Annotated in this window: 18 protein-coding genes; 6 read left to right on the top strand and 12 right to left on the bottom strand. The window is 51.6% G+C overall.

Features of this window, described 5'->3' with window-relative positions; genetic code table 11:
- The first annotated feature begins 7 nt into the window (after nucleotides 1-7).
- Together EPV75_RS03125 and EPV75_RS03120 are read left to right on the top strand one after the other, a co-directional pair.
- Complete coding sequence (locus EPV75_RS03125) at nucleotides 8-1,360, top strand: 3-deoxy-D-manno-octulosonic acid transferase (protein WP_128384438.1); 1,353 nt, start codon at nucleotides 8-10, stop codon at nucleotides 1,358-1,360.
- Between the two features lie 16 nt (nucleotides 1,361-1,376).
- On the top strand, nucleotides 1,377-2,201 hold the full coding sequence (locus EPV75_RS03120) for an HDOD domain-containing protein (protein ID WP_128384437.1): 825 nt from the start codon (nucleotides 1,377-1,379) through the stop codon (nucleotides 2,199-2,201).
- Between the two features lie 46 nt (nucleotides 2,202-2,247).
- Here EPV75_RS03120 and hemN read toward each other — a convergent pair whose 3' ends face one another.
- Both hemN and rlmKL read right to left on the bottom strand, forming a co-directional pair.
- Nucleotides 2,248-3,630: an oxygen-independent coproporphyrinogen III oxidase gene (hemN, locus tag EPV75_RS03115; RefSeq protein ID WP_128384436.1), complete on the bottom strand. Its 1,383-nt coding sequence runs from the start codon at nucleotides 3,628-3,630 to the stop codon at nucleotides 2,248-2,250.
- A gap of 141 nt (nucleotides 3,631-3,771) precedes the next feature.
- The gene (gene rlmKL / locus EPV75_RS03110; protein WP_128384435.1) at nucleotides 3,772-5,988 is read right to left on the bottom strand and encodes a bifunctional 23S rRNA (guanine(2069)-N(7))-methyltransferase RlmK/23S rRNA (guanine(2445)-N(2))-methyltransferase RlmL; all 2,217 of its coding nucleotides are present in this window, start codon (nucleotides 5,986-5,988) and stop codon (nucleotides 3,772-3,774) included.
- Nucleotides 5,989-6,126: 138 nt separating this feature from the next.
- On the opposite strand from rlmKL, the gene EPV75_RS03105 reads away from it, so the two are divergent.
- Both EPV75_RS03105 and EPV75_RS12210 read left to right on the top strand, forming a co-directional pair.
- Complete coding sequence (locus tag EPV75_RS03105) at nucleotides 6,127-7,350, top strand: lytic murein transglycosylase (RefSeq protein ID WP_128384434.1); 1,224 nt, start codon at nucleotides 6,127-6,129, stop codon at nucleotides 7,348-7,350.
- A 103-nt stretch (nucleotides 7,351-7,453) separates the two neighbouring features.
- On the top strand, nucleotides 7,454-7,612 hold the full coding sequence (locus EPV75_RS12210; RefSeq protein ID WP_192894026.1) for a hypothetical protein: 159 nt from the start codon (nucleotides 7,454-7,456) through the stop codon (nucleotides 7,610-7,612).
- 41 nt (nucleotides 7,613-7,653) lie between these two features.
- Here EPV75_RS12210 and lspA read toward each other — a convergent pair whose 3' ends face one another.
- From lspA to rpsT, 5 genes are all read right to left on the bottom strand, one after another.
- Nucleotides 7,654-8,178, bottom strand: coding sequence for a signal peptidase II (gene lspA / locus EPV75_RS03100; RefSeq protein WP_128384433.1), 525 nt, complete (start codon nucleotides 8,176-8,178; stop codon nucleotides 7,654-7,656).
- 42 nt (nucleotides 8,179-8,220) lie between these two features.
- Nucleotides 8,221-11,052 carry an isoleucine--tRNA ligase gene (gene ileS, locus EPV75_RS03095; protein WP_128384432.1) on the bottom strand — a complete coding sequence of 944 codons (2,832 nt, stop codon included), beginning with the start codon at nucleotides 11,050-11,052 and terminating at the stop codon, nucleotides 8,221-8,223.
- A 49-nt stretch (nucleotides 11,053-11,101) separates the two neighbouring features.
- Nucleotides 11,102-12,058, bottom strand: a complete 957-nt coding sequence (gene ribF / locus EPV75_RS03090; RefSeq protein WP_128384431.1) for a bifunctional riboflavin kinase/FAD synthetase — start codon at nucleotides 12,056-12,058, stop codon at nucleotides 11,102-11,104.
- Between the two features lie 137 nt (nucleotides 12,059-12,195).
- Nucleotides 12,196-13,731: a murein biosynthesis integral membrane protein MurJ gene (murJ, locus tag EPV75_RS03085; protein WP_128384430.1), complete on the bottom strand. Its 1,536-nt coding sequence runs from the start codon at nucleotides 13,729-13,731 to the stop codon at nucleotides 12,196-12,198.
- A gap of 205 nt (nucleotides 13,732-13,936) precedes the next feature.
- Nucleotides 13,937-14,200, bottom strand: a complete 264-nt coding sequence (gene rpsT / locus EPV75_RS03080; protein ID WP_029939778.1) for a 30S ribosomal protein S20 — start codon at nucleotides 14,198-14,200, stop codon at nucleotides 13,937-13,939.
- Nucleotides 14,201-14,540: 340 nt separating this feature from the next.
- Here rpsT and EPV75_RS03075 point away from each other — a divergent pair, with 340 nt between their 5' ends.
- Nucleotides 14,541-15,740: a hypothetical protein gene (locus EPV75_RS03075; RefSeq protein WP_128384429.1), complete on the top strand. Its 1,200-nt coding sequence runs from the start codon at nucleotides 14,541-14,543 to the stop codon at nucleotides 15,738-15,740.
- An 88-nt stretch (nucleotides 15,741-15,828) separates the two neighbouring features.
- Here EPV75_RS03075 and EPV75_RS03070 read toward each other — a convergent pair whose 3' ends face one another.
- The 5 genes from EPV75_RS03070 to EPV75_RS03050 form a co-directional block, all read right to left on the bottom strand.
- A complete protein-coding gene (locus EPV75_RS03070) occupies nucleotides 15,829-16,437 on the bottom strand; it encodes a rhodanese-like domain-containing protein (RefSeq protein ID WP_128384428.1) in 609 nt (202 codons plus the stop codon).
- Between the two features lie 137 nt (nucleotides 16,438-16,574).
- Complete coding sequence (locus tag EPV75_RS03065; protein ID WP_127120083.1) at nucleotides 16,575-16,967, bottom strand: hypothetical protein; 393 nt, start codon at nucleotides 16,965-16,967, stop codon at nucleotides 16,575-16,577.
- A 17-nt stretch (nucleotides 16,968-16,984) separates the two neighbouring features.
- Nucleotides 16,985-17,911: a hypothetical protein gene (locus EPV75_RS03060; RefSeq protein ID WP_128384427.1), complete on the bottom strand. Its 927-nt coding sequence runs from the start codon at nucleotides 17,909-17,911 to the stop codon at nucleotides 16,985-16,987.
- Between the two features lie 120 nt (nucleotides 17,912-18,031).
- Entirely contained in the window at nucleotides 18,032-19,033 is a 1,002-nt protein-coding gene (locus EPV75_RS03055) for a phospholipase A (RefSeq protein ID WP_128384426.1), read from the bottom strand.
- The gene (locus EPV75_RS03050) at nucleotides 19,030-19,962 is read right to left on the bottom strand and encodes a patatin-like phospholipase family protein (protein ID WP_128384425.1); all 933 of its coding nucleotides are present in this window, start codon (nucleotides 19,960-19,962) and stop codon (nucleotides 19,030-19,032) included. The genes EPV75_RS03055 and EPV75_RS03050 overlap by 4 nt, the downstream gene beginning before the upstream one ends.
- A gap of 342 nt (nucleotides 19,963-20,304) precedes the next feature.
- Between EPV75_RS03050 and EPV75_RS03045 the strand changes: the two genes are divergently transcribed.
- Nucleotides 20,305-21,702 (top strand): DUF1254 domain-containing protein, encoded by a 1,398-nt coding sequence (locus tag EPV75_RS03045; protein ID WP_128384424.1) that lies wholly within the window; start codon nucleotides 20,305-20,307, stop codon nucleotides 21,700-21,702.

Here is a 21,702-nt window from a genome sequence, read left to right as displayed (position 1 = left end):
ACAGACGATGGGACTTTGGCTCTACCGATTTTTGTTATTCCTGGCGTTTCCGCTGATCGCCTACTCCGGGTGGAAACGCTGCCGGAAAGCCGACAGGCAAGCTCGTCAGGAAAACGATTATGCGCCTATCCCACAATGCTTCCGTGCTCGATTCGGCTGGAACAATCAACCGTTCCAAAAAGGCGGTATCTGGATCCACGCCGTCTCCGTCGGCGAAACCCGCTCCATCTTTCCATTGCTCACCGAGCTGAAAGCCCAGTATCCGGACACGCCCATCACCTTGACCAGCGGTTCAACCCAAGGCGCACAACAAGCGCTTCGCTTCGCCCCGATACCGATTCAACATCAAATGATTCCCTACGACTACCCTGGCGCCGTACAGCGATTCCTGGATAAAATCGCCCCCAAACTGGTGATTATGGTGGAAACCGAAATCTGGCCGAATTTATACCAGGCCTGCCATGACCACCAGATTCCGCTGGTCCTGGCGAATGCGCGCATCAAGGAAAAATCCTTTCAAGCCTACCGCAAATGGGGCGCGCGCCTGATTGCCAACGCACTGAACCAAACCCAATTGATTGCCAGCCAGTTCACCGCCGATACCGACCACTTGGTCGCACTCGGTGTCCACCGGGATCGCATTCAACAACTCGGCAATCTGAAATCCGACATCCACATTCCGGCCGATTTAGCCGAAAACGCCCAGGCCTGGCGAAAAGACGCCCACTCCGACAAACGGTTCATTTGGGTCGCTGCCAGCACCCATGGCCCGGTGAAAGACAGTTCGACTTCCGAAGAAGCTCTCATGCTGAATGCCCACCGGGCTTTATTGAAATCCACGCCGGACGCGTTATTGATTTTGGTGCCGCGACACACCGACCGCTTTACCGAGGTCGCGAAGCTTCTCGAACAATCCGACCTCAAGGTTGCGGTGCGTTCCCGTGGCGAGACGGTCACCGCTGATACACAGGTTTATCTGGCCGACACCATCGGTGAATTGATGCTTTGGTTCCAAGTCGGCGACGTCGCCTTCATCGGCGGCAGCCTGGTGCCGTTCGGCGGCCATAACATTCTGGAACCGGCCGCATTGGGCAAACCGGTTTTATCCGGCCAATACCACATGAATTTGCAAGCGCTTTACGATACCTTCAAGGACGACAATGCGGTCTCCATCGCCGACGACGACATTCAGCTCGGCGAACAACTGGTACTGTTTGCGCAAAACCCGGAACAGCGCCAGGCGTACGCGGAGCGCGCTTATAACTGCTTCAAAAAGCAATCCGGTGCCTTGCCACGTTTTATGGACGCCATCAAACCCTTTTTAGCGCCAAATCCCTCTCAGACAACAACAGAAAAATAACGAATCAGGTTGCACTATGTCATTGAAAGATCAGGTTGATGTTGCCCGCCAACTCCTCGCCAACTACCCGGTGGTGACCATCCCACGGGAAGTCATGGAATTGCGCAAACTACTCGATTTATACGAATTTCCCAACCCGTCGAAAATCAAGGAACTGGTTTCCACCAGCCCGACACTAGCAGGTGACTTGGTGGCGCTGGCCAACAAACTCAGCCAGAAGAAACCGCAACCGAAAAGCATCCAATCCATCGACGCCGCCATCGACTTTCTCGGCCTGAAAAACATCAAACACTATGTCTTCTGTGTGCAAATTCAGAAAATGCTCGACGCCAGCCCAGTGCAAGGCCTGTCCTATCACAGCATCGTCATTGCCGATATTCTGGTACAACTGTCCAAAAAACTGAATTTACTGAATACGGCCGAAGCTTATATGTTTGGATTGGTGCACGACATCGGCACTTTCCTATTCGCCGAACTCGACAAACTGCACCCGGAAACCTTTGTGGCCAGTTTGATGAATCATTACCAAGTCCACCAGGATGAATACGCCCGTTTCGGCACCACGCACAGTGCAGTGGGCTACGTCATGACCAAAGATTGGGGCTTGAAAGATGAAGTCTGCAAAGCGATTTTGCTGCACCATGAAGACGACCTGAAGCGCATCAAGGATAAAGACATTCGCCAACTGACGGCCATGCTGGAATTGGCGCACGTCTTAGCGCTGGAAAACAAAAAGAATATTCTCGAAACCGAATTACCGGTTCTGTACGAAGACACTATTCAAGTATTAGGGCTGACCGAAGACGACGTTAACCAGATTCGCCGTCAGGTACACCCTTAACGTAATTCAAGTCGTTCCAAAAGAACTGGACGACTTAAATCAAAACTCAAATCACTTTGGAAAAGCGATTTTGGGTGCCCGGCTTCAAATAAGCGTCAAACACCATACAGATATTGCGAATCAGCAAGCGCCCGGCGGCGGTGACGTATAAATCCGTTTCCGTCAACTCGATCAAACCATCTTCCACCATTGGTGCCAACCTCGGCAGCGCTTGTTCGAAATATTCGTTAAAGACAATGCCCCACTGCTGCTCGACCTTGGCAAAATTCAAATGGAAGTGGCTGATCAAACGGGTAATCACATCCCGTCTCAATTCATCGTCTTCGGTCAAAGTCACGCCACGGAACACCGCCAAGAGCCCCGCATCGATCGCCGCATAATAGTCGTTTAACGACTTGTAGTTCTGCGCATAGGTGTTATTAATCAACGAAATCGACGTCGCGCCCATGCCAACCAAATCGCATTCGGCATGCGTGGAATAGCCCTGGAAATTCCGATACAGGGTTTCGTTACGTTGCGCCACCGCCAACTCATCGTCCGGCTTGGCAAAATGATCCATACCAATGTAAACATAGCCGGCTTCCAGCAGTCGGTTGGTGGTGGCATGCAAAATCGCCAGTTTTTCATCCGGCGACGGCATATCGGCTTCATTCATTTTTTTCTGGGTCGGGAACATGCTCGGCATATGGGCATAATTGAAGACCGAGAAACGATCCGGTTCCACCGCCAAGACCTTGTCCAAGGTCGCCATAAAGCCGGCTTCGGTCTGATGCGGCAAACCGTAAATCAAGTCCACGTTCACCGACATGAACCCGGCCTCCCGCGCACCTTCCAACACTTCAAAGGTTTGGGCTTCGGTCTGAATACGGTTCACCGCCTTCTGTACTTTCGGGTCGAAATCCTGCACGCCGAGGCTCATACGGTTAAAGCCCAAGTCACGCAACAACTTGACGGATTCTTTATTCGCTTCGCGCGGGTCGATTTCAATCGAATACTCGCCGGAATCGTCATCATGAAGATTAAAGTGCTGGCGCGTCACCGTCATCAGCTCACGCATTTCATCCATATTGATGAAAGTCGGCGTACCGCCGCCCCAGTGCAACTGGTCCACTTTACGGCTCGGGTCGAACAGCTTGGATTGCATTTCGATTTCACGATACAAGCGGTCTAGGTAAGGCGTGGTTTTGCTGCGGTCCCGTGTCCAAACCTTGTTGCAGGCACAGAAAAAACACACCGTATCGCAAAACGGAATATGAAAATACAGCGACAGATTACGATCCGAGGCATTACTGCGCTCGGCCGCGGCCTGATACTCGGGAATTCCGAACGATTCGTCAAACTGCACCGCCGTCGGATACGAGGTGTACCTCGGTCCGGACTGGTTATAACGCTTAATCAAATCTTCGTCGAATCGAATACTCTGTTCCATGCGGGATTCCTATGGCATTATCATTACGGGTAACCGCCATCATCAAAGACGGCACCGCGGCATTCTAACAAAAAAAGGTTCGCACGCCCGACGACGCTCACCAGACTTAATGCAAATCAAGCTTTCCACGTTAGAAAACGTTTATTTCGCCGAAAACACCCAGGCCTGGTGGATTTTTGGATTACGGGCGAAGTCTTTCGGCAAGGTACGCTGGGTAATGTTTTCAATGGCCCAATCGTCGGCAAACGCCGCTTGATCCAGTTTGAACTTACGCAGATTGTTCGAGAACACCAAATGCCCGCCCGGTGCCAACAGCGTCAAGGTTTTGCGGATTAAATCCACATGATCACGCTGAATGTCCAAGGTGCCTTCCATGCGCTTGGAGGTCGAAAACGACGGCGGATCCAGGAAAATCACATCAAAGGTCTCGGACGGCGTTTTAGACGAACCATCGGTTTCCTTATCCAACCATTCCAATACGTTTTCCTGCTGCAAACGGTGCTGACGTTCATCGATATCGTTGCACATGAAATTGTGCTTGGCCCAATACAAATAGGTTTTCGACATATCCAAACTCAAACTGCCTTTACAACCGGCTTTGACGGCTTCCGCCGTGGCGCTGGCGGTGTAACAGAACAAGTTCAACAGACGTTTGCCGCTGGCCAGCTTCGCCACTTCCCGGCGCACATCCCGGTGGTCCAGAAACAAACCGGTGTCCAGATAATCGGTGAAGTTGACGCGGATTTTGGTTTGGTTTTCCAACACGGTGAAAAAGGCTTTCTGCTCGTCCATTTTTTCGTACTGGTCCTGGCCTTTTTGCTGACTGCGCACTTTGAACACAATGCGTTCCGCGGCCACATCGAACACCTCCGGCAACACCGACAAGGCTTCATACAAGCGGCGCTTCGCCTTGGTCGGGTTAACGGTTTTCGGCGGCGCGTATTCAGCCACCACCACCCACAAACCGCTTTCCAGCGTATCGTACAAATCAATCGCCAGGGCGTATTCCGGGATGTCGGCATCGTAAACACGATAGGCTCGAATGTCCTGCTGCTTCACCCAGCTTTTCAGCCCTTTCATATTCTTGTGGATGCGATTGGCCACCATGCGTGCGTTATCGGACTCTGCCAATTCCGGTTGCAAGCGGCGGACTTGAGACACCAAATCCGACTTGACCTGCAAGGCCGGTTGGCGGAATAAGCTTTCATCCAAATCAAAACGGAACAAACGACACGCCATGGCACCGTTGTAAAAGTCGTGCGAACGTTTTGCTTTAATGCCCAAATACATGCCCAACTCGGTATTACAGGTCAGCACCGCCGCTTTCCAATCTTTGAATTCCAATTTCAGATATTCGCCCAGTTGCATGTAAATCTGTTTGACCGATTCTTCATCGCTCAGGCGTTCCCCATACGGCGGATTGGTCACAATCAAGCCGGTCGGCCAATCGCCCCATTTTCGTCCCTGCTCAACGCTCATTTGCTTGATTTCAATCACGTCGTCGTAACCGGCCGCTTGAATCGCTTCGCGGGCAATGTCCAAGGACTTATGCGAAATGTCGGAACCGTAAATCATCGGCAACTGACGCAAACCGTCGGTTTCGCGTTGTTCGGCTTCCTCGAGCAAATTTTCCCACAGGACTTCGTCATGACCACGCCAATAGTTCAGCAACATTTCACCGGATTTGGCCAGGCCTGGCGCCGTATCGGAGGCCATCATCGCCGCTTCGATCAGAAAAGTACCGGAACCGCACATGGGGTCATACAGCGAACCACCGCGTTTGGCGATTTCCGGCCAATTCGCCCGCATCAAAATCGCCGCCGCGACATTTTCTTTCAAGGGTGCCGTCACCTGCGTGCCTTCGCGATAACCGCGTTGGTGCAAGCTGTAGCCGGTCAAATCCAGGCTCAGCGTCAAATGATTGCGATTGACGTGACCGTGTACGCGAATGTCCGGTGTGGTCGCATCCACCGACGGACGTGTTTGGTAGCGCTCACGGAAATAATCGACGATGCCGTCTTTGATTTTCAACGCACCATAATGACTGTGTTCGATGCCCAGCCCTTTCCCGGTAAAGGACACCGCAAAAGTCCCGTCCTGCGCCACATGCTGAACCCAATCGATGGACGCCACCAGGCCGCTCAAGGCTTCCTGATTCGGCACCTCGGTTTCCAACAACACATAATAGACCCGATTCGCCAAGCGTGACCAAAGGCAGGTTCGATACCCGACATCCAAAGGGCCTTCAAAGGTCGCGCCCGTTGGCTGGATTTTGATATTTTCCGCTCCGAAACCGGTCAACTCTTCACGAAGCAGTTCGTTCAAGCCCGGCGGAGACGTTGCAAAAAAACGACACATTGAAATTACCTATCGACAAAAACGTTATTTTACTGCATTACGACAAGCCACTTTAGTAAAATGGCCTCCCTGTGGCGACATTATTAGAACGCACTTATATACAAAAATGCACATTTGAACACCGGCTTATAATTTTTTATGACATTCATCACACGACTTTTTTTCACGGTTTGCATATCCTTCCTGCTGGCACAGTCGCCGGCCATGGCCTATGATCCTCCGCCACAATCCGAAGCCGATTTCCAGGCCTGGCTAAAAGGCTTCAAAAAACAGGCCCGTCAGGACGGCATTTCCCAGCAGACCCTGAACAAAGCATTCAAAAATGTGCATTTGAATGAACGCGTTCTGGAATTGGATCGCCGTCAACCGGAATTCACCCGCACCTTCTGGCAATACTTCAACCGTGCCGTCACCGACTGGCGCATTGAAACCGGTCAAAAGCTGTATGAAAAGTACAAACCCCAACTGCAGGAAGTCACGCGCGAATACGGTGTTCCAGGGCGTTTTCTGATTGCCTTCTGGGGCATGGAAACCAATTTCGGCGGTTACACCGGCAACACCCCGATTATCGAATCCCTGGCCACACTATCGTACGACCCACGTCGCTCCGAATTTTTTCAGAAAGAACTCATGGCTGCTTTACGCATTATCGACCAGGGCCATATTGACCCGGCCCAAATGAAAGGCTCTTGGGCCGGCGCCATGGGACAATGCCAATTCATGCCCAGCAACTATCTAAGATATGCAGTGGATGCCGACAACTCCGGCAAACGCGACCTTTGGAACAGCCTGCCGGACGTGTTCTTCTCAATGGGGAACTTCCTGAATGAATTGGGATGGCAACGTGAAGAAAACTGGGGACGGGAAGTGACACTTCCGGAAAACTTCGACCTGGCCTTAGCCGACGGGCGGACTAAACGCTCCCTGGATGACTGGCGCCAACTCGGTTTAAAACTGGCGGACGGTCGCCCGTTACCGGAGGCCGACATGAAAGCCGCCCTGCTCTTACCGTACGACTATCGCGGCCCGGCGTTTTTGGTCTTCGATAACTTCGACGTCATCAAGCGCTGGAACCGTTCCGACAGTTACGCCCTCGCCGTCGGTCATCTGGCGGATCGCATCGTCGGGCGCCCGCCATTGAGCAAAACCGCTCCGAAAGACGACAAGTCGCTCACCCGCGACCAAATCAAAGAATTGCAAGAACGCCTGGCCCTGGCCGGTGAAGACATCGGTAAAATCGACGGCATTGCCGGCAGCAAAACCCGCAGCGCTCTGCGCGCTTTCCAACTGCAAAATGGCTTGCCGGCCGACGGCTATCCATCCTATCGCATGCTGAAAATCTTACAGAAAACCGTTCGTTAGTCGATACAGTCATCAACACCTTTGACAGGCCGATTGTGATCATTCGCAATCGGCTATAATGGTCTTTAAACGACATTTCAAACCGTTAGACAGGTCAGCGGACATGCTCAAAACACCCAAACCCGATGTGTGCGAACAACCGGCCTACTTATTCTGGAAGCTACAAAGCCGCCTCACCAAACTCGCCAATCAACTGGAAAAATCCGAAAAAGCCAAGCAACAGGCGCAGCAAACCCAATCGTCACCGAAGACGTCAGACTGACATCACCAAAAGGCTTGGAAAAGAATTGAAAGAGGAAAGGCTTAAGATTCGTCGCGTTGCACGGCGCGCTTTTCACGTCTCGGCTTTAACCAGAATTCGGACAGAATCAATAATCCCGCCCCGATATTAATCGCCATATCGGCCACATTAAAGGTGGCGTAATGCCAGGAACCAATATAGAAGTCGACGAAGTCGGTCACCCGACCGAACAGAATCCGGTCAATGACGTTACCGATGGCACCGCTCAGAATCAGATTGATGCCAACGGTTTCCGCACTCCACACCTTCGGCAGCTTGGATAACCAGAAAAGCAGAGCGCCGCTGACCCCCAGCGCCAATCCGGTGAACAGCCAGCGTTGCCAGCCGCCCATATCCGCCAGGAAACTGAAGGCCGCGCCATAGTTATAGACCAGCGTGAAGTTCAAATGCGGCAGAATCGCCACCGGCTCGCCCAGTATCAAACCGGTGTTGGCCCAATACTTGGTCAACTGATCCAACACCAGCAGCACAACAGCGAGCCACAGCGTTTTCAGCGCCGTTTGGGAAAGAGAGGTGGAATGCGTCATAACGATACGTCGAATGGTGAAACCGACCAGGCCTGGCCGATTTTAAGCAAACTGACGTTGCTCTCCTTCGCCATAGACATTATCAATACAACGTTGACACAAATCCTCGTCTTCACTGTGCGACCCGACATCTTCTCGATGATGCCAGCAGCGACCGCATTTCGGTTTATCGGCCGCCCCAACATCCACCCACAAACCATCCACATCGGTAGTGACCGCGGTATCGGTTTTTTCGGATACCGGTTTCACAGTGGCGTAAGAGGTAATCAACACAAAACGCAATTCGTCCTGCAAGGCTTGAATCTGCTCGAACAGATCGCCGTCGGCATACAGCGTCACTTCGGCGGTCAAAGAGCCTTTCACCACACCGTCATTTCGCAACTGTTCCAATTGCTTGGCGACCGCTGAACGCACCTCCATCATCCGCGCCCAATAGGCCGAATTCATCGGTTGCGTTTCGTCCAATGCCGTCAAGCCGTTGTACCACTGTTCGGTAAAGATGGTGTCGGAACGGTCACCCGGTAACGACTGCCAAATTTCCTCGGCGGTGAAACTCAAAATCGGTGCAATCCAACGCGTCAAGGCTTCCACGATGTGATACAAGGCCGTTTGCGCGGAACGTCGCGGCAAACTGTCCGCTTTACAGGTGTACTGACGGTCTTTGATGACATCCAGATAAAACGCGCCCAGTTCGACCGAACAGAAGTGCGTCACCGCTTGATAAATGGTATGGAAATGATAGGACTCATAGGCCGCTTCCACTTCCTGTTGAATTTGTGCGGCCTGACCGACGGCCCACTGATCCAGCGGTAACATCTCGTCATACGGCACGGCATCGGTTTTCGGATCGAAACCGTTGATATTCGCCAGCAGGAACCGCGAGGTATTGCGGATACGACGATAAGCATCCGCCGTACGCTGAATGATTTCGTCGGACACCGTCATTTCATAACGGTAATCGGCGGCGGCAATCCACAAACGCAAAATATCGGCCCCGAACTTATTGGCGATGTCCTGCGGCGCGACCACATTGCCTTTGGACTTCGACATTTTCTTGCCGTCTTTATCGACGGTAAAGCCGTGCGTCAGCACCTGCTTATACGGCGCTTCGCCGCGGATTGCCAAGGACGTCAACAATGAAGATTGGAACCAGCCACGATGTTGGTCGGACCCTTCCAGATACAAATCCGCCGGTGTCGTCAACTCATCACGCTGCTCCAGCACAGCGAAATGTGAAATCCCCGAATCGAACCAGACGTCCAGAATGTCGGTGACTTTTTCATAATCGTCCGCTTCCGCGCCCAGCAACTCTTCCGGTTCCAGATCATACCAAGCGTCGATGGATTTTTCTTCCACCATCTGAGCCACTTTTTCCATCATCTCGACGGTATTCGGATGCATGGTGCCGGTGGCTTTATGAATGAAAATCGGAATCGGCACGCCCCAGAAACGCTGACGGGAAATACACCAGTCCGGACGGCCATCAACCATGCCTTCGATACGAGCTTTCCCCCAATCCGGCACCCATTCCACTTTTTGGATGGCGTCCATGGCTTGTTGGCGTAGATTACCTTCCGTCATGCTGATGAACCATTGCGGGGTGGCACGGAAAATCAACGGCGTTTTGGTTCGCCAGCAGTGCGGATAACTGTGCACAATCGCTTCGTGATGGACCAAGGCCTGATGTTCTTGCAACACCTCGATCACATGGTCGTCGGCTTTAAGGACGTTCTCGCCTTCGAACAACGGCGTGCCCGCCACATAATTACCGCGACCGTCCACCGGACAATCCACTTCCAAATCGTATTTCAAACCGACTGCGTAGTCTTCCTGGCCGTGCCCCGGCGCCGTGTGAACACAGCCGGTCCCGGCATCGGTGGTGACATGATCACCCAGAATCAGCGGGACAATACGATCGTAAAATGGATGTTGCAGACGGATCAATTCAAACTGGTCGCCACGGCCATAAGCGATGACGCGATAGTTTTCGAAGCCCCATTTGTCCATGCTGTCTTTTAAAAGCGCCTCGGCCAGGAACAGACGCTCCGGCCCGTTCTCGCCGTCAACCTGCACCACGGCGTATTCCAACTCCGGGTTGATTGAGACCGCCTGGTTGGCCGGCAAGGTCCAAGGCGTCGTGGTCCAAATCACCACCGACAAAGGCCCTTCGCCCAACTGCGCTTCCACATGATGACAACGTTCGAAAAACGCGGCTTCATCCAAGACTTTGAAACGCACATCGATGGCATGAGAACGCTTGTCTTCATACTCCACCTCGGCTTCCGCCAAAGCGGAATGACCGCCGACACTCCAGTAAACCGGCTTGGTGCCTTTTATCAAATGGCCGTTTTCGACGATTTTCGCCAGAGCGCGAATCTCATTGGCTTCAAAACGATAATCCTTGGTCAAATACGGGTGTTCCCAATCCGCCACGACTCCCAGACGTTTGAAACCCTCCATTTGCGCATCCACTTGTTTTTGAGCGTAATCGCGGCAGGCCTGGCGGAATTCGGTGGCACCGATTTTCTGGCCGACTTTGCCTTTTTTCTTCTCGACATTCAATTCAATCGGCAAACCGTGGCAATCCCAGCCCGGCACATAAGGTGCGTCAAACCCACAGAACCCTTTGGATTTGACAATCATATCCTTCAGCACCTTATTGACCGTATGGCCGATGTGAATGTTACCGTTCGCATACGGAGGCCCGTCATGCAAAATAAACTTCGGACGCCCCGCCATGGCTTCACGCACTTTACGATACAGGTTCGCCTGCATCCAACGCTCGACCTGCTTCGGTTCCCGATTCGGCAAGTTGCCGCGCATCGGGAAATCGGTTTCGGGTAAGTTTAATGTCGGTTTGTAATCTTTTGTCATGTCGATAACTTCAGTTTAGATTTTTAAAAATTCCATCATGGCGGCGGTATCAATCCGCCGTGCCGCCTTCCAGGCCGTGCATTCGCCGCGCCACCTGCACATCCTGTCGAATCTGATCCGTCAGGGCTTCAAGCGAATCAAATTTCATTTCAGAGCGAATGAAACGCTCTATTTTAACGCCGATGTGCGCGCCGTAAACGTCTTTCTGCCAATCGAACAAGTGCACCTCAATGGAAGGGCGTTGTCCGTTGACGGTGGGCCTGACACCGATATTGGCTACCCCCGGCCAATCCACTTCGTCCAACCCACTGACCTTGACCGCATAGACCCCTTCCAACGGCATCTGGATGCGTTTCGGGTTCAGGTTCAAGGTTCGAAATCCGATTTTACGGCCCAGTTTTTGACCATGAATCACCCGGCCCTGAAAGCGGAAATCGTCGCCCAACAGCCGCCCGGCCAACGGTAAATCATGATCTGCCAACGCCTGACGCACCCGGGTGCTGCTCACACGCTCTCCGTCCACTTCAAATGTCGCCACATCGGTAACGTCAAAGCCCAGTTCCGCACCGCGCGCCATCAAAAATTCGAAATTGCCGCGGCGCTGACATCCAAAACGAAAATCGTCACCTATCACCAGATGGCGCACATTCAAGCGCTCTTTCAACAGGTTCTGAACAAAATCGTCGGCCGTCCAGTTGGCAAAGGCTTCATCAAAACGGCACACCAAAACATAATCCACCTCGGTGTCCTGAAACGCCGCCAGTTTTTCACGTAAATTCATCAGACGCACCGGCGCGGATTGCGGCGCAAAATATTCGATCGGTAACGGTTCGAACACCATCACCACCGACGGCAAACCATTGTCGGCCGCCAGGTCCTGAACCTGCTGCAAAATGGCTCGATGCCCGAGATGCACGCCGTCGAAATTGCCGATGGTCAACACACAGCCCTGACGGAACGCGTCTCGAACCGAATCCAAATTGTGTAAACCCCGTATCAAGTGCATCTGTTTGATTTCATTGCTTGAAATAAGCGATAGATTATAACGTATTCCGGGATTTGAGACCGCGCAAAATCGTTTGGCTTTTCGAAAAAATCATCGCTTAAAGCGCGTATCATCAAAACCGCCAGGCCTGGGCGTTTTCAAGGTTTCGACTGCAACCAACCCGCCGGACGCACGCCAAGCAGCAACAGCGCCACACAGTACAAAGCGATGGCACCCAGCACCAAACCACTCAACCAGGCAAGACGGTGCCAGGCATCGAACGCCAACCACTCCGTCGGTGCGGGCGACATCCACAGTAAAAACGCCACCAGCACCACATTGCCCAGCAAGACCTGCATCCACAGCTTACCCCAGCCGGATAACGGCGTGAACTTATCCTGCTTACGTAGCAAAATGTACAGCAAACCGGCATTCACAAACGCCGAGGCACTGGTCGCCGCTGCCAAGCCCACATGCGCAAAAGGCCCGATCAATGCCAAATTCAAAACCACATTCGTCACCAGCGCCACCACGGCGACTTTGACCGGTGTTTTCATTTCCTTACGCGCATAAAACGCCGGTGCCAATATCTTCACCAAGATAAAGCCCAGCAGCCCGAAGGAATACGCCATCAGACTCAAGCCCGACATGGTGACATCCCGTTCGGTGAAGGCACCATAGTGAAACAGACTAATAATCAGCGGTTGCGCCAGCAGCAGCAAGCCCAATGTCGCCGGCAACCCGATGACCAACACCAAGCGCAACGCCGTATCGATGTCCTGACGGTAACCGTTCCAGTTTTCATTGGCGGCCTTTTTCGACAAGCCCGGCAATACGACCGTCGCCAAGGCGACACCGAAAACACCCAACGGAAATTCCATCAAGCGATCCGAATAATACAACCAGGACACCGAGCCCGTCACCAAAAACGACGCCAAAACCGTATCCACCAGCAGATTGATTTGCGCGACCGACACCCCGAACAACGCCGGAATCATCAAGCGCTTGACCTCGCCGACGCCGTCATTTTTCTGCGCCGACGGCACCGGTAACAGCCCCAAACGCTTCAAAAAAGGGACATGAAACAGCAACTGCAATACGCCGGCGACCAAGACCCCCCAGGCCAACGCCATGACCGGCACTTCCAGCATCGGCGACACCCAAATGGCGAACGAAATCAGCGTCAGGTTCAAAAACACCGGCGTAAACGCCGGCACCGCGAACTGGTTATAGGTATTCATAATGGCGGATGAAAACGCCACCAGAGAAATCAGCAGCAGATACGGAAAGGTGATGGACAGCATGTCCGAGGCCAGTTGAAACTTGACCGGATCGTCGATAAAGCCCGGCGCGAAGACCATCATCCACAAGCCGGAGCCAAACACACCGAACGCCGTCAGCAGCAGCAATATGCCGCCCAGCCGGAACAGAATCGCATCCACCAACGCTTTGACCGCCGCCTTTCCTTCCCGCTCCTTCACTCCGGCCAACACCGGCACAAATGCCTGTGAAAAGGCGCCTTCGGCAAACAGACGGCGGAAAAAATTGGGGATTTTAAACGCAACGAAAAACGCATCCGCACCGGTGGACGCCCCGAAATAGCGTGCAATCACCATGTCTCGTACAAAACCGAGCACACGGGAAATCATGGTCATGCCACCGACGGTGGCCGTAGCTTTAATCAAACGCTTCAAGGCAAAATCTAGTCACTTAATTGAATGGAATTTTGGAAAAATCGATGAAATTCATTGTAACGGGGAACCCGTTTACACAGAAGTTTTTTTGTGGAATTTATCGCGAAAGCCAGCCTTTCGGTGAAAAACCAAATTGCAGACATAAAAAAACCGGGTTATCCCCGGTTTTTTTCAACTTAACAGAATCGGTTTCGATTCGGTCAAATTACGCCATCGCTTTGATGCGAGCGTTCAAACGGCTTTTGTTACGGGCCGCTTTGTTTTTCTCGATGATGCCTTTACGCGCCATACCGTCCAAGCTGGACTGAGCGACACGGAAAGCTGCGTTCGCGGCTTCTTTATCACCCGCTTCAACCGCCGCCAAAACTTTTTTGACTTTGGTACGCATTTCAGAGCGCATGCTCGCGTTATGAATTCGATGCTTCTCGGCTTGGCGAGCGCGCTTAGTTGCTTGTGCTGAATTTGCCATTTATTTACTCCAAAAAATTTTGTATTTTCAATCGTTTACATCGATACGCATCGACCATCGACACTTTTCGGAAAGGGCTAAATCTTTCGTTAAGCATCTAAATGTTTGAAAGGATTGCGGAATTATCCATAAACTTTCCATTGATGTCAAATACTTATCGCATAATTTTTTAAGGTTTAAACCGCACCAGAACAGCCGTTCCCACGACCATCATCGTTCATTTTGCGGCCGTGCGCCCATCTGCACCACACCCAAAATTCGGGTTGAGAAAAACCGATGAATCTCTATACTGCTTTTAAAGCATGTCCATCCTTTTTAACCCCATGCCCGGAGAAACCGCATGACGATTCCAACGCGTTCATCCGCTCCATTCAACCGCCGCCTGTTCACGGCACTGCTCGTCGCCGGCTTATTGGCGCTTGCCTGGCTTGGCGCCTTGGACCATTACACTTACGACTATCTAAAAGGCTCTCTGCTGAACGCTTTAGCAAGTTACGGAGTCAGCCGTTCGCTGAATGCGGTGATCTCCATGTTCTCGACTTCCACCATCAGCATTGGAGTAGCTTCGATTTCGGTGGGTGAACTACTGGACCCCTTGAACGATTTAATCGAACGCTTTTCGGAGTTACTGACCTTTGCCATCGGCTCCATCGCCATTCAAAAGATTCTGCTGACCATCGTTTCGTCCAATCTGTTCAATATCATTTTATCCGTATTCGGCATCGGCCTCATCATCGCCCTGTTTCGCCCAACCCGACCAGGCCTGGCCATTTTCAGCAAACTGTTTTTATTGACGATTTTCCTCCGGCTGTGCTTATCCGTGATGTTGTTACTGAACCTGGCCGTCGACCACACTTTTATCGAACCGAATATCCAAGCCAATCAACAGAAAGTCGAGCACCTCGCCAGCGACCTGGACGAACTCAACCAGATGCCTCAAACCCCGCAAGCCATGCAACAGGCTTTGGCACAATTGCAACAAGAACGCCCTACACTGGTCGCTCGTATCCAGAGTCGGCAAAGCCAATTAACGTCTCTGCAAACGCAGGTTTCAGAACAGGCGGAACGCGTTGAACACCTTCGACAACAACTTCCGCTTTGGGAGCGTTTCAACGTCTTTAAACAGGACAAAGCATTAAGTGAGGCGAAAGAGACCTTGCAAGCGTTAGAGACGCAGATGTCCCAAGAAGAAAATGCGCTCAACGCCTTGCAAGAAAGCTTGATGACAGTTGACGAGCGCATCGCGCGTTATGAACGTCGTTTGGCGGGCCAATCGGATTCGATGCTGGATTCCATCAATCGGGGTTTGTCGTCCTTCACCGCTTCCATCGGCGAGGTCGATATCTTCAAAATTCAAGCCCAGCTGGAAGCGTCGGTGGAAAACCTGCTCAACCTAATGATGCTGTATCTGCTGAAAACCCTGTTGTTGCCATTGCTGTTCATGTATCTGCTGATTAAAGGCTTCCAGCAAATCTGGCAAGTGAATGTTGCCGATTGGCTGAAACACCCCTCAACGCCAGAAACAAAAAAAGCGGCTTGACGCCGCTAATCTTAACCGAGATACGAATTCGGTTTTTCCACCCAGCACCCTGCTCAACAGGGTGCTTTAAATCGGTCTAAATGATGCCTTAATACGCCACACCGTAGGTCTTGAAGTAGACTTTATCCGGGTCGATCTTGTAGGTCCATTCCGCACCCGAGTTTTTCCAGCCGTTTTTCAAACGGAAGCCTTTCTTCTCACCGTCTTTCAACTTACCGCCTTCAAAGCCGTCGGTCATGATGTAAACCTTTTCATAACCGTATTGATCCAGCATTTTGGCGACCGGTGCGGCGCGCGTCGCCCCGGAGCGGCACATAATGACGTACGTATTGTCTTCATCCGCGCCCAAATCGGCGATTTTTTCTTCAAACTGTGAAATCCACTTTGAATTCGGCGCCGGCATATAACGCGGTTTGTTTTGCTTGGTATCCATTTTGGAATAATCGAACATCACCGCCGGCAACATAATTTGCGCCGCTTTGGTGTAACCGACAAACTGCCACTCTTCCGGGGTACGGACATCAACCAGAATCACGTTCGAATCTTTTTTCATCATCTCCTGCGTTTCTTTCGCATCCACATACAAGCCTTGCGGCGTATGACGTTTCGGATCTTTCGGTTCCGGCGCCGCACTCGCCGTGGTGCCATACGCCATCATTACCGCCGAAGCCATCATCGATAAAGCAAACTGTTTCATATCGGGTTCCTTTTAAAAATGTTTCAATTCACCCGATGATTAAAGCATAAAAATAAGCATTTGCTTATATTTATTACTTTAAGAAAAACATAAATTATTTTTATAACAATAACCGCCAGGCCTGGCGGTTTTGACAATTAACGACTGGAGAGTTTTTGCAAGCGCCGAATCCATTGCCCCAAAGCGGGCGCTTGCGCATGGACAGACTGATAAACGTCGTCAAGGCTTCGCTCCGACATCCCCAGCGTTTGTTTCAGCAATTGCTGCAAATAATGCGCGCACTTCGGCGTCAACTGCGAGGAGAGCGTCAATTGGGTCAACTTGGTGACAATGACGGCGTCACACACTTCCTGCCATTGCCCGTCACTCAAATCGAACCGCTCCGACAAATCATTTGGCCGCTTTCCGAGCCGGACTTCCATGACCGTTTTCAGCAAATGGTAGTTATAGAGTTCAATGGCCACCGGACGCAGCGAAAACGGCAAGGCATTCATGTAACTGGGTTCGACTTCCTGACTTAAACTGGCCACCGATTGTGTCTCCTGGGTTAAAACGCCGCCACGGCCATACTGCTACGAATTTCATAACGCTCGATTTCAAACACCACCACTTTTTGACTGTGGCCGTCGGGAAAATTGAAATTAAACGCATTGGTTTCTTTATGAGTATGCGATGCGGTGAAACTGCGCACAAAAGAGGCCTCGAAATCCAGTCGTTGGCCGGTGTCCGGAAAAAACAAATGGATAGCACACCGACTGTTGGCCGGATAACGCTTATCCAACAACACTGACAAGCCACCCGCGCTGAGGTTAATTTCCTTTTGCCGCCAAGCTTTCGGGCTGGCCGGAGGGGAGAAATCGTTCAACATTTCATCGTAAGCCCGGAAATAATAAGAGGTGTACAAATACAGATAATACAGTGCTTGAACCAACGGCACTTTTTGATCGTGATTGACCGAAGCGGCAAAGTTTTTCGCCAGGCCGTCGATTTCAAAATAACTCTCCAGCGGTTCCGGCATCTGAAACTGGCTGGCATCGGATTTCTCAAGGCACGAGCTGAAGTGACGGTAGTAAGCTTGCATTTTCTGATTCAGCAAGTCGAAATATTGAAAGGTTTTGGGCGCATGAGCTTTCAGTTCTTCCAAGTCCTGAACGCCTTTCCCATAGGCGTGAAACTCCAGCCAACTCGCTACCTCGGTGCGCGGACTGCGCGCCTGCTGAGAAACCGATTCCACCCAGCCGCCGAAATAACGACTGTAACGCTCAAACTCGGCAAACACCGGCGCCAGAATATCCTGCTGTTCCTGAATGTGGTTAATCCAGTAATGCATTTTGCTTTGAGCGTGTTGAAGACGCTTTTGCACCGACGGCGGGAAATAATCGATACCGTAGGTAAAAACATCACCGGTTCGAGTCGGCCGACTGGGGACAATCAATAAACGCGCCGGAATATCCACACGGCGGAACCGCCGCATATCGTTTTTTTCAAACCAATAGGCCACACCCTACCCCTGAAAAATTGTTTTATAGTGTATTTTTAATCGGTTTTATACGCTAACGCAAGCCGATTTTTTCAACCGCCGACTAAGCCGATTTTATAGCCAACGCCCCAGTTGAAACCCGATGCTGAGTGTATTGTTCCGATAGTTGTAATCGATCAAGCTTTCGCCGTAACCGTAAAACCACTGCACATAGAGGTTGAGATTGCGATGAATCGGGTAACTGTAGCCCAGTTCGAACGCACCTTTATTATCCTGAAAATCAAAGTTGTCGCGCAGCATTAAACTGAACTGGCTTTGCCCGTATTGCGTCACCCCCATGAACTCGACATTGCCCATATAGTGGGTGATATCAGGGTTATCATCCTCACCTCGGTTTTCCGGCAAGCGCACCCAAGGCTTGATGCTAAACGCCGAATTTTCCGTTTCAAAAATAAAGCGCAGATAAGCCCGATTCCAAGACCGTGACAACTGGCCGGACTGACCGTTCGACTGATGCGATAAACCGACATCGATCATTCGATTACGCACCCCGAGCACATCCCAGTCCATATCAAAACTCATCCAGACTTCCGGTTCATGGTTGGTTTCTCGAAACGGCGCGGAAATATTATGAGTATAAGCTTGCCAAAAAGAGCGGTTGGTGTACCCCACAAACAAATGGTCGCCCAAGCCCAATAAATCATTGGCCAATGGCACTTTTAAACTGATTTGAAACTTCACCTCGTAAGGTTCGAAAGACTCACCGTCCAGAGAGCTGTCACCCTGATAGGGCTTTTCATTAATGCCGGCGAAATCATAGGAACCGAACAAAATATAATTGGCGCGATACAACTGCAAGGTGAATTGATTGTACTGATTGCGTTTTTCGGCTTCGACCCGTTGATCCAAAGCACTTTTCGAATCCAGACCGGACGATTTGCGACACTGATTACGAATATCTTCAATGGTCGTGTCCGGGGCTTGTTCTTCAATGGCGATTTGAATACAGGTGGCATCGTATTCACCATCATCGGATTTTGACCAGGCCTGGCCAAAAACACCAAAAACGGCGACGGCTAAGAGCCAACGAGCAAACCGCCTCGGCTGCGGTGTCATTTAAAGTGCTCCGGCATTTTTTCCGACGCGATCCGATAGCCCAAGTCAATCATCTCCCGCGCCCGATCGAACTCCATGGAACCGCAAGCGTCACTGGCCACCTCCAGAAGTAGATCCGGCGGATAAGCGGCCAATTTTTGGCGGGCAATGGAGTTTTGCATCGAGTCAAACGCCAAATCCGCCACTTCATACACGGTTAAGTTCGAGGCATTCTCTTCCGCTCCGCCGTTCAGAAACGGTTGCAACCATTCGCCGACCTTATCGTAAATGCTTTCATCGTCTTCCGCCTTCTCGGAAGCCGTTTTTTCGGCCTGCAGATCGTCCAGCGTTTCCACCTTATCGTGCCCTTGCGGTTCACCGCTCAAACTCACCGCGATAATCCGGTCGGAATGGTCACTGAATGCCGGGGCAATCGGCACCGGATTCAGAACGCCACCGTCAATCAAATCCACGCCGTTATAGCGAAACGGCGTGAAGAACATCGGCAATGAAATCGACGCTCGAATCGCATCAAACAAACGGCCGGATTGCAGCCAGACCTCTTTTTGGCGAACAATGTCGGTCGCCACCGCGGTATAGGCAATCGGTAAATCTTCAATCATCTGGTCGCCGACCAGCTCAATCAAGGCGTTCATGATTTTATCGCCTTTGACCAAACCGCTTTTTTGCCAGGAAATATCCAACAGCCCGACAATATCGACCTTACGGATATTGCAGAACCACTCTTCGACTTCGTCCAGCTTACCGGCGGCGTAAGCGCCCCCAACCAGCGCGCCCATCGAACACCCGGAAACCGAGCAAATGTCATAGCCCTGCTCTTCCAACCAACGGATAACGCCAATATGCGCCAGGCCCCTGGCTCCGCCACTGCCCAATACCAGTGAAATACGTTTTCCTTGCGTTGTTTTTAGCGGCCTCTTGGTCGGCATCGGTGGTTTTTCCTCAAGCGCTTGCGGTTGTTAGGGTTGCCGTCGTAGCCCGTTCACTGAAACTCGGTAAGACAACTTGCTTAACTCTACCCGATTCCCCTCTTTTTGAAAAGCCATTCATGCCCTTTTAGAACTGCATTCTTGCGCTCTCTCAGCCCAAGGTGACGACAAGACTTATTGCACCGGTCAGGCCTGGGTATTTTTGGTATTTCGGTCAAACGTTCGCCTATAAATAATTTTTACCCTTACTTACAAACAATTATTATTTATACTTATTCAAACCAATGTTAAATAAAAGGCCGCAACACGCTGTTCGTACCCACCTGTCAAAAGGAACGTTATATGAAACAAACATTAATGAAAGTAGCTTTTGTAAGCTTGCTACTGAGTTCGTTTTCAGCCACCTATGCTTCACAAAAACTGACTGCAGAAGAAGCCAATGCCATCGCGATTGAAACTTATATCTACGGTTATCCGCTGGTTTTATCCGGCATCACCCAAGACATCGGTCAAAATGTCACCAAACCGACCGGGACCAGCGCGCCAATCAACCAGTTCGGTCACATGAATGTTTTCCCGGATGCCAGCTGGACCATCGTGGTTCGCCCCAACGCCGACACCCTCTACACCACCATGGGGTACGATGTCACTAAAGAGCCGATTGTGATCAGCATCCCGGCCTCCAACGGTCGTTACTATTTATTGCAATTTCTGGATATGTGGAGCGACGTCTTCACCGTGCCGGGAAGTCGTACGACAGGGGACGATGCACTGACCTTTGCCATTGTCGGCCCAAACTGGCAAGGACAGCTTCCCGAGGGGGTGCATGAATACCGCAGCCCAACCGGCAGAGGATTACTGATTGGACGGACACAGACAAATGGTAAAGCCGACTACAAAGCCGTACGCGCCTTCCAAAACGGCATGAAAGCCGTTCCACTGAGCGCTTATGGCAAACCTTACACCCCACCGAAAGGCCACGTTAATCCGAACCAGGATATGACTGCGCCACCCGACCAACTGGATAAAATGGATGCAAAAACCTTTTTCACCCGTTTCGCGGAAATGATGAAAGCCAACCCGCCTCACGCCAACGACTACCCGATGATTGACCGCATGAAGCAAATCGGCATCGTGCCGGGTGAATCTTTCGCATTCGACCAGGCGCCGAAAATCGTACAACAAGCACTGAACGCCGCGCCTAAAACGGCTTTGAAACAAATCAAAGCCGCCTGGAAAAGCGCCGGCGACTACGCCAACGGCTGGCGCACCAACATGACGGCCATCGGCACCTACGGCACCGACTACCTACATCGTGCGGGCGTCGCTTATGGCGGCTATGGCGCCAACGTTCCACAGGATGCAATCTACCCCACCACTTACGTCGACCAAGACGGCAAACCGCTGGACAGTGCCAAGCGTTATGTCTTGCATTTCGACAAAGATCGCATTCCACCCATCAATGGTTTTTGGTCGTTAACCATGTATAACGAACGCCAATTGTTCGCCGCCAACCCAATCCACCGTTATGCCATCGGTGACCGGGACAAACTCAAATTCAACGCAGACGGATCGCTTGACCTCTACATTCAGCGTACTTCGCCAGGCAAAGACAAAGAGTCCAACTGGTTACCGACGCCAGCCAAAGGGGCTTTCAGCTTAGGAATGCGTCTTTACTGGCCAAAAGCCAAAGCGTTAAACGGCGGCTGGACACCGCCCGGCGTCAAGCCGGTCCAATAA

Source organism: Hydrogenovibrio thermophilus (assembly GCF_004028275.1).
Classification (GTDB): Bacteria; Pseudomonadota; Gammaproteobacteria; order Thiomicrospirales; family Thiomicrospiraceae; genus Hydrogenovibrio; species Hydrogenovibrio thermophilus.
This window is presented reverse-complemented; position numbering and strand designations above follow the sequence as displayed.

Bases quoted from the DNA above. Each gene is read 5' to 3' on its own strand.
- EPV75_RS03125 (WP_128384438.1), top strand. From the start codon at position 8: ATGGGACTTTGGCTCTACCGATTTTTGTTATTCCTGGCGTTTCCGCTG.
- EPV75_RS03120 (WP_128384437.1), top strand. From the start codon at position 1,377: ATGTCATTGAAAGATCAGGTTGATGTTGCCCGCCAACTCCTCGCCAAC.
- hemN (WP_128384436.1), bottom strand. From the start codon at position 3,630: ATGGAACAGAGTATTCGATTCGACGAAGATTTGATTAAGCGTTATAAC.
- rlmKL (WP_128384435.1), bottom strand. From the start codon at position 5,988: ATGTGTCGTTTTTTTGCAACGTCTCCGCCGGGCTTGAACGAACTGCTT.
- EPV75_RS03105 (WP_128384434.1), top strand. From the start codon at position 6,127: ATGACATTCATCACACGACTTTTTTTCACGGTTTGCATATCCTTCCTG.
- EPV75_RS12210 (WP_192894026.1), top strand. From the start codon at position 7,454: ATGCTCAAAACACCCAAACCCGATGTGTGCGAACAACCGGCCTACTTA.
- lspA (WP_128384433.1), bottom strand. From the start codon at position 8,178: ATGACGCATTCCACCTCTCTTTCCCAAACGGCGCTGAAAACGCTGTGG.
- ileS (WP_128384432.1), bottom strand. From the start codon at position 11,052: ATGACAAAAGATTACAAACCGACATTAAACTTACCCGAAACCGATTTC.
- ribF (WP_128384431.1), bottom strand. From the start codon at position 12,058: ATGCACTTGATACGGGGTTTACACAATTTGGATTCGGTTCGAGACGCG.
- rpsT (WP_029939778.1), bottom strand. From the start codon at position 14,200: ATGGCAAATTCAGCACAAGCAACTAAGCGCGCTCGCCAAGCCGAGAAG.
- EPV75_RS03075 (WP_128384429.1), top strand. From the start codon at position 14,541: ATGACGATTCCAACGCGTTCATCCGCTCCATTCAACCGCCGCCTGTTC.
- EPV75_RS03070 (WP_128384428.1), bottom strand. From the start codon at position 16,437: ATGAAACAGTTTGCTTTATCGATGATGGCTTCGGCGGTAATGATGGCG.
- EPV75_RS03060 (WP_128384427.1), bottom strand. From the start codon at position 17,911: ATGCGGCGGTTCCGCCGTGTGGATATTCCGGCGCGTTTATTGATTGTC.
- EPV75_RS03055 (WP_128384426.1), bottom strand. From the start codon at position 19,033: ATGACACCGCAGCCGAGGCGGTTTGCTCGTTGGCTCTTAGCCGTCGCC.
- EPV75_RS03050 (WP_128384425.1), bottom strand. From the start codon at position 19,962: ATGCCGACCAAGAGGCCGCTAAAAACAACGCAAGGAAAACGTATTTCA.
- EPV75_RS03045 (WP_128384424.1), top strand. From the start codon at position 20,305: ATGAAACAAACATTAATGAAAGTAGCTTTTGTAAGCTTGCTACTGAGT.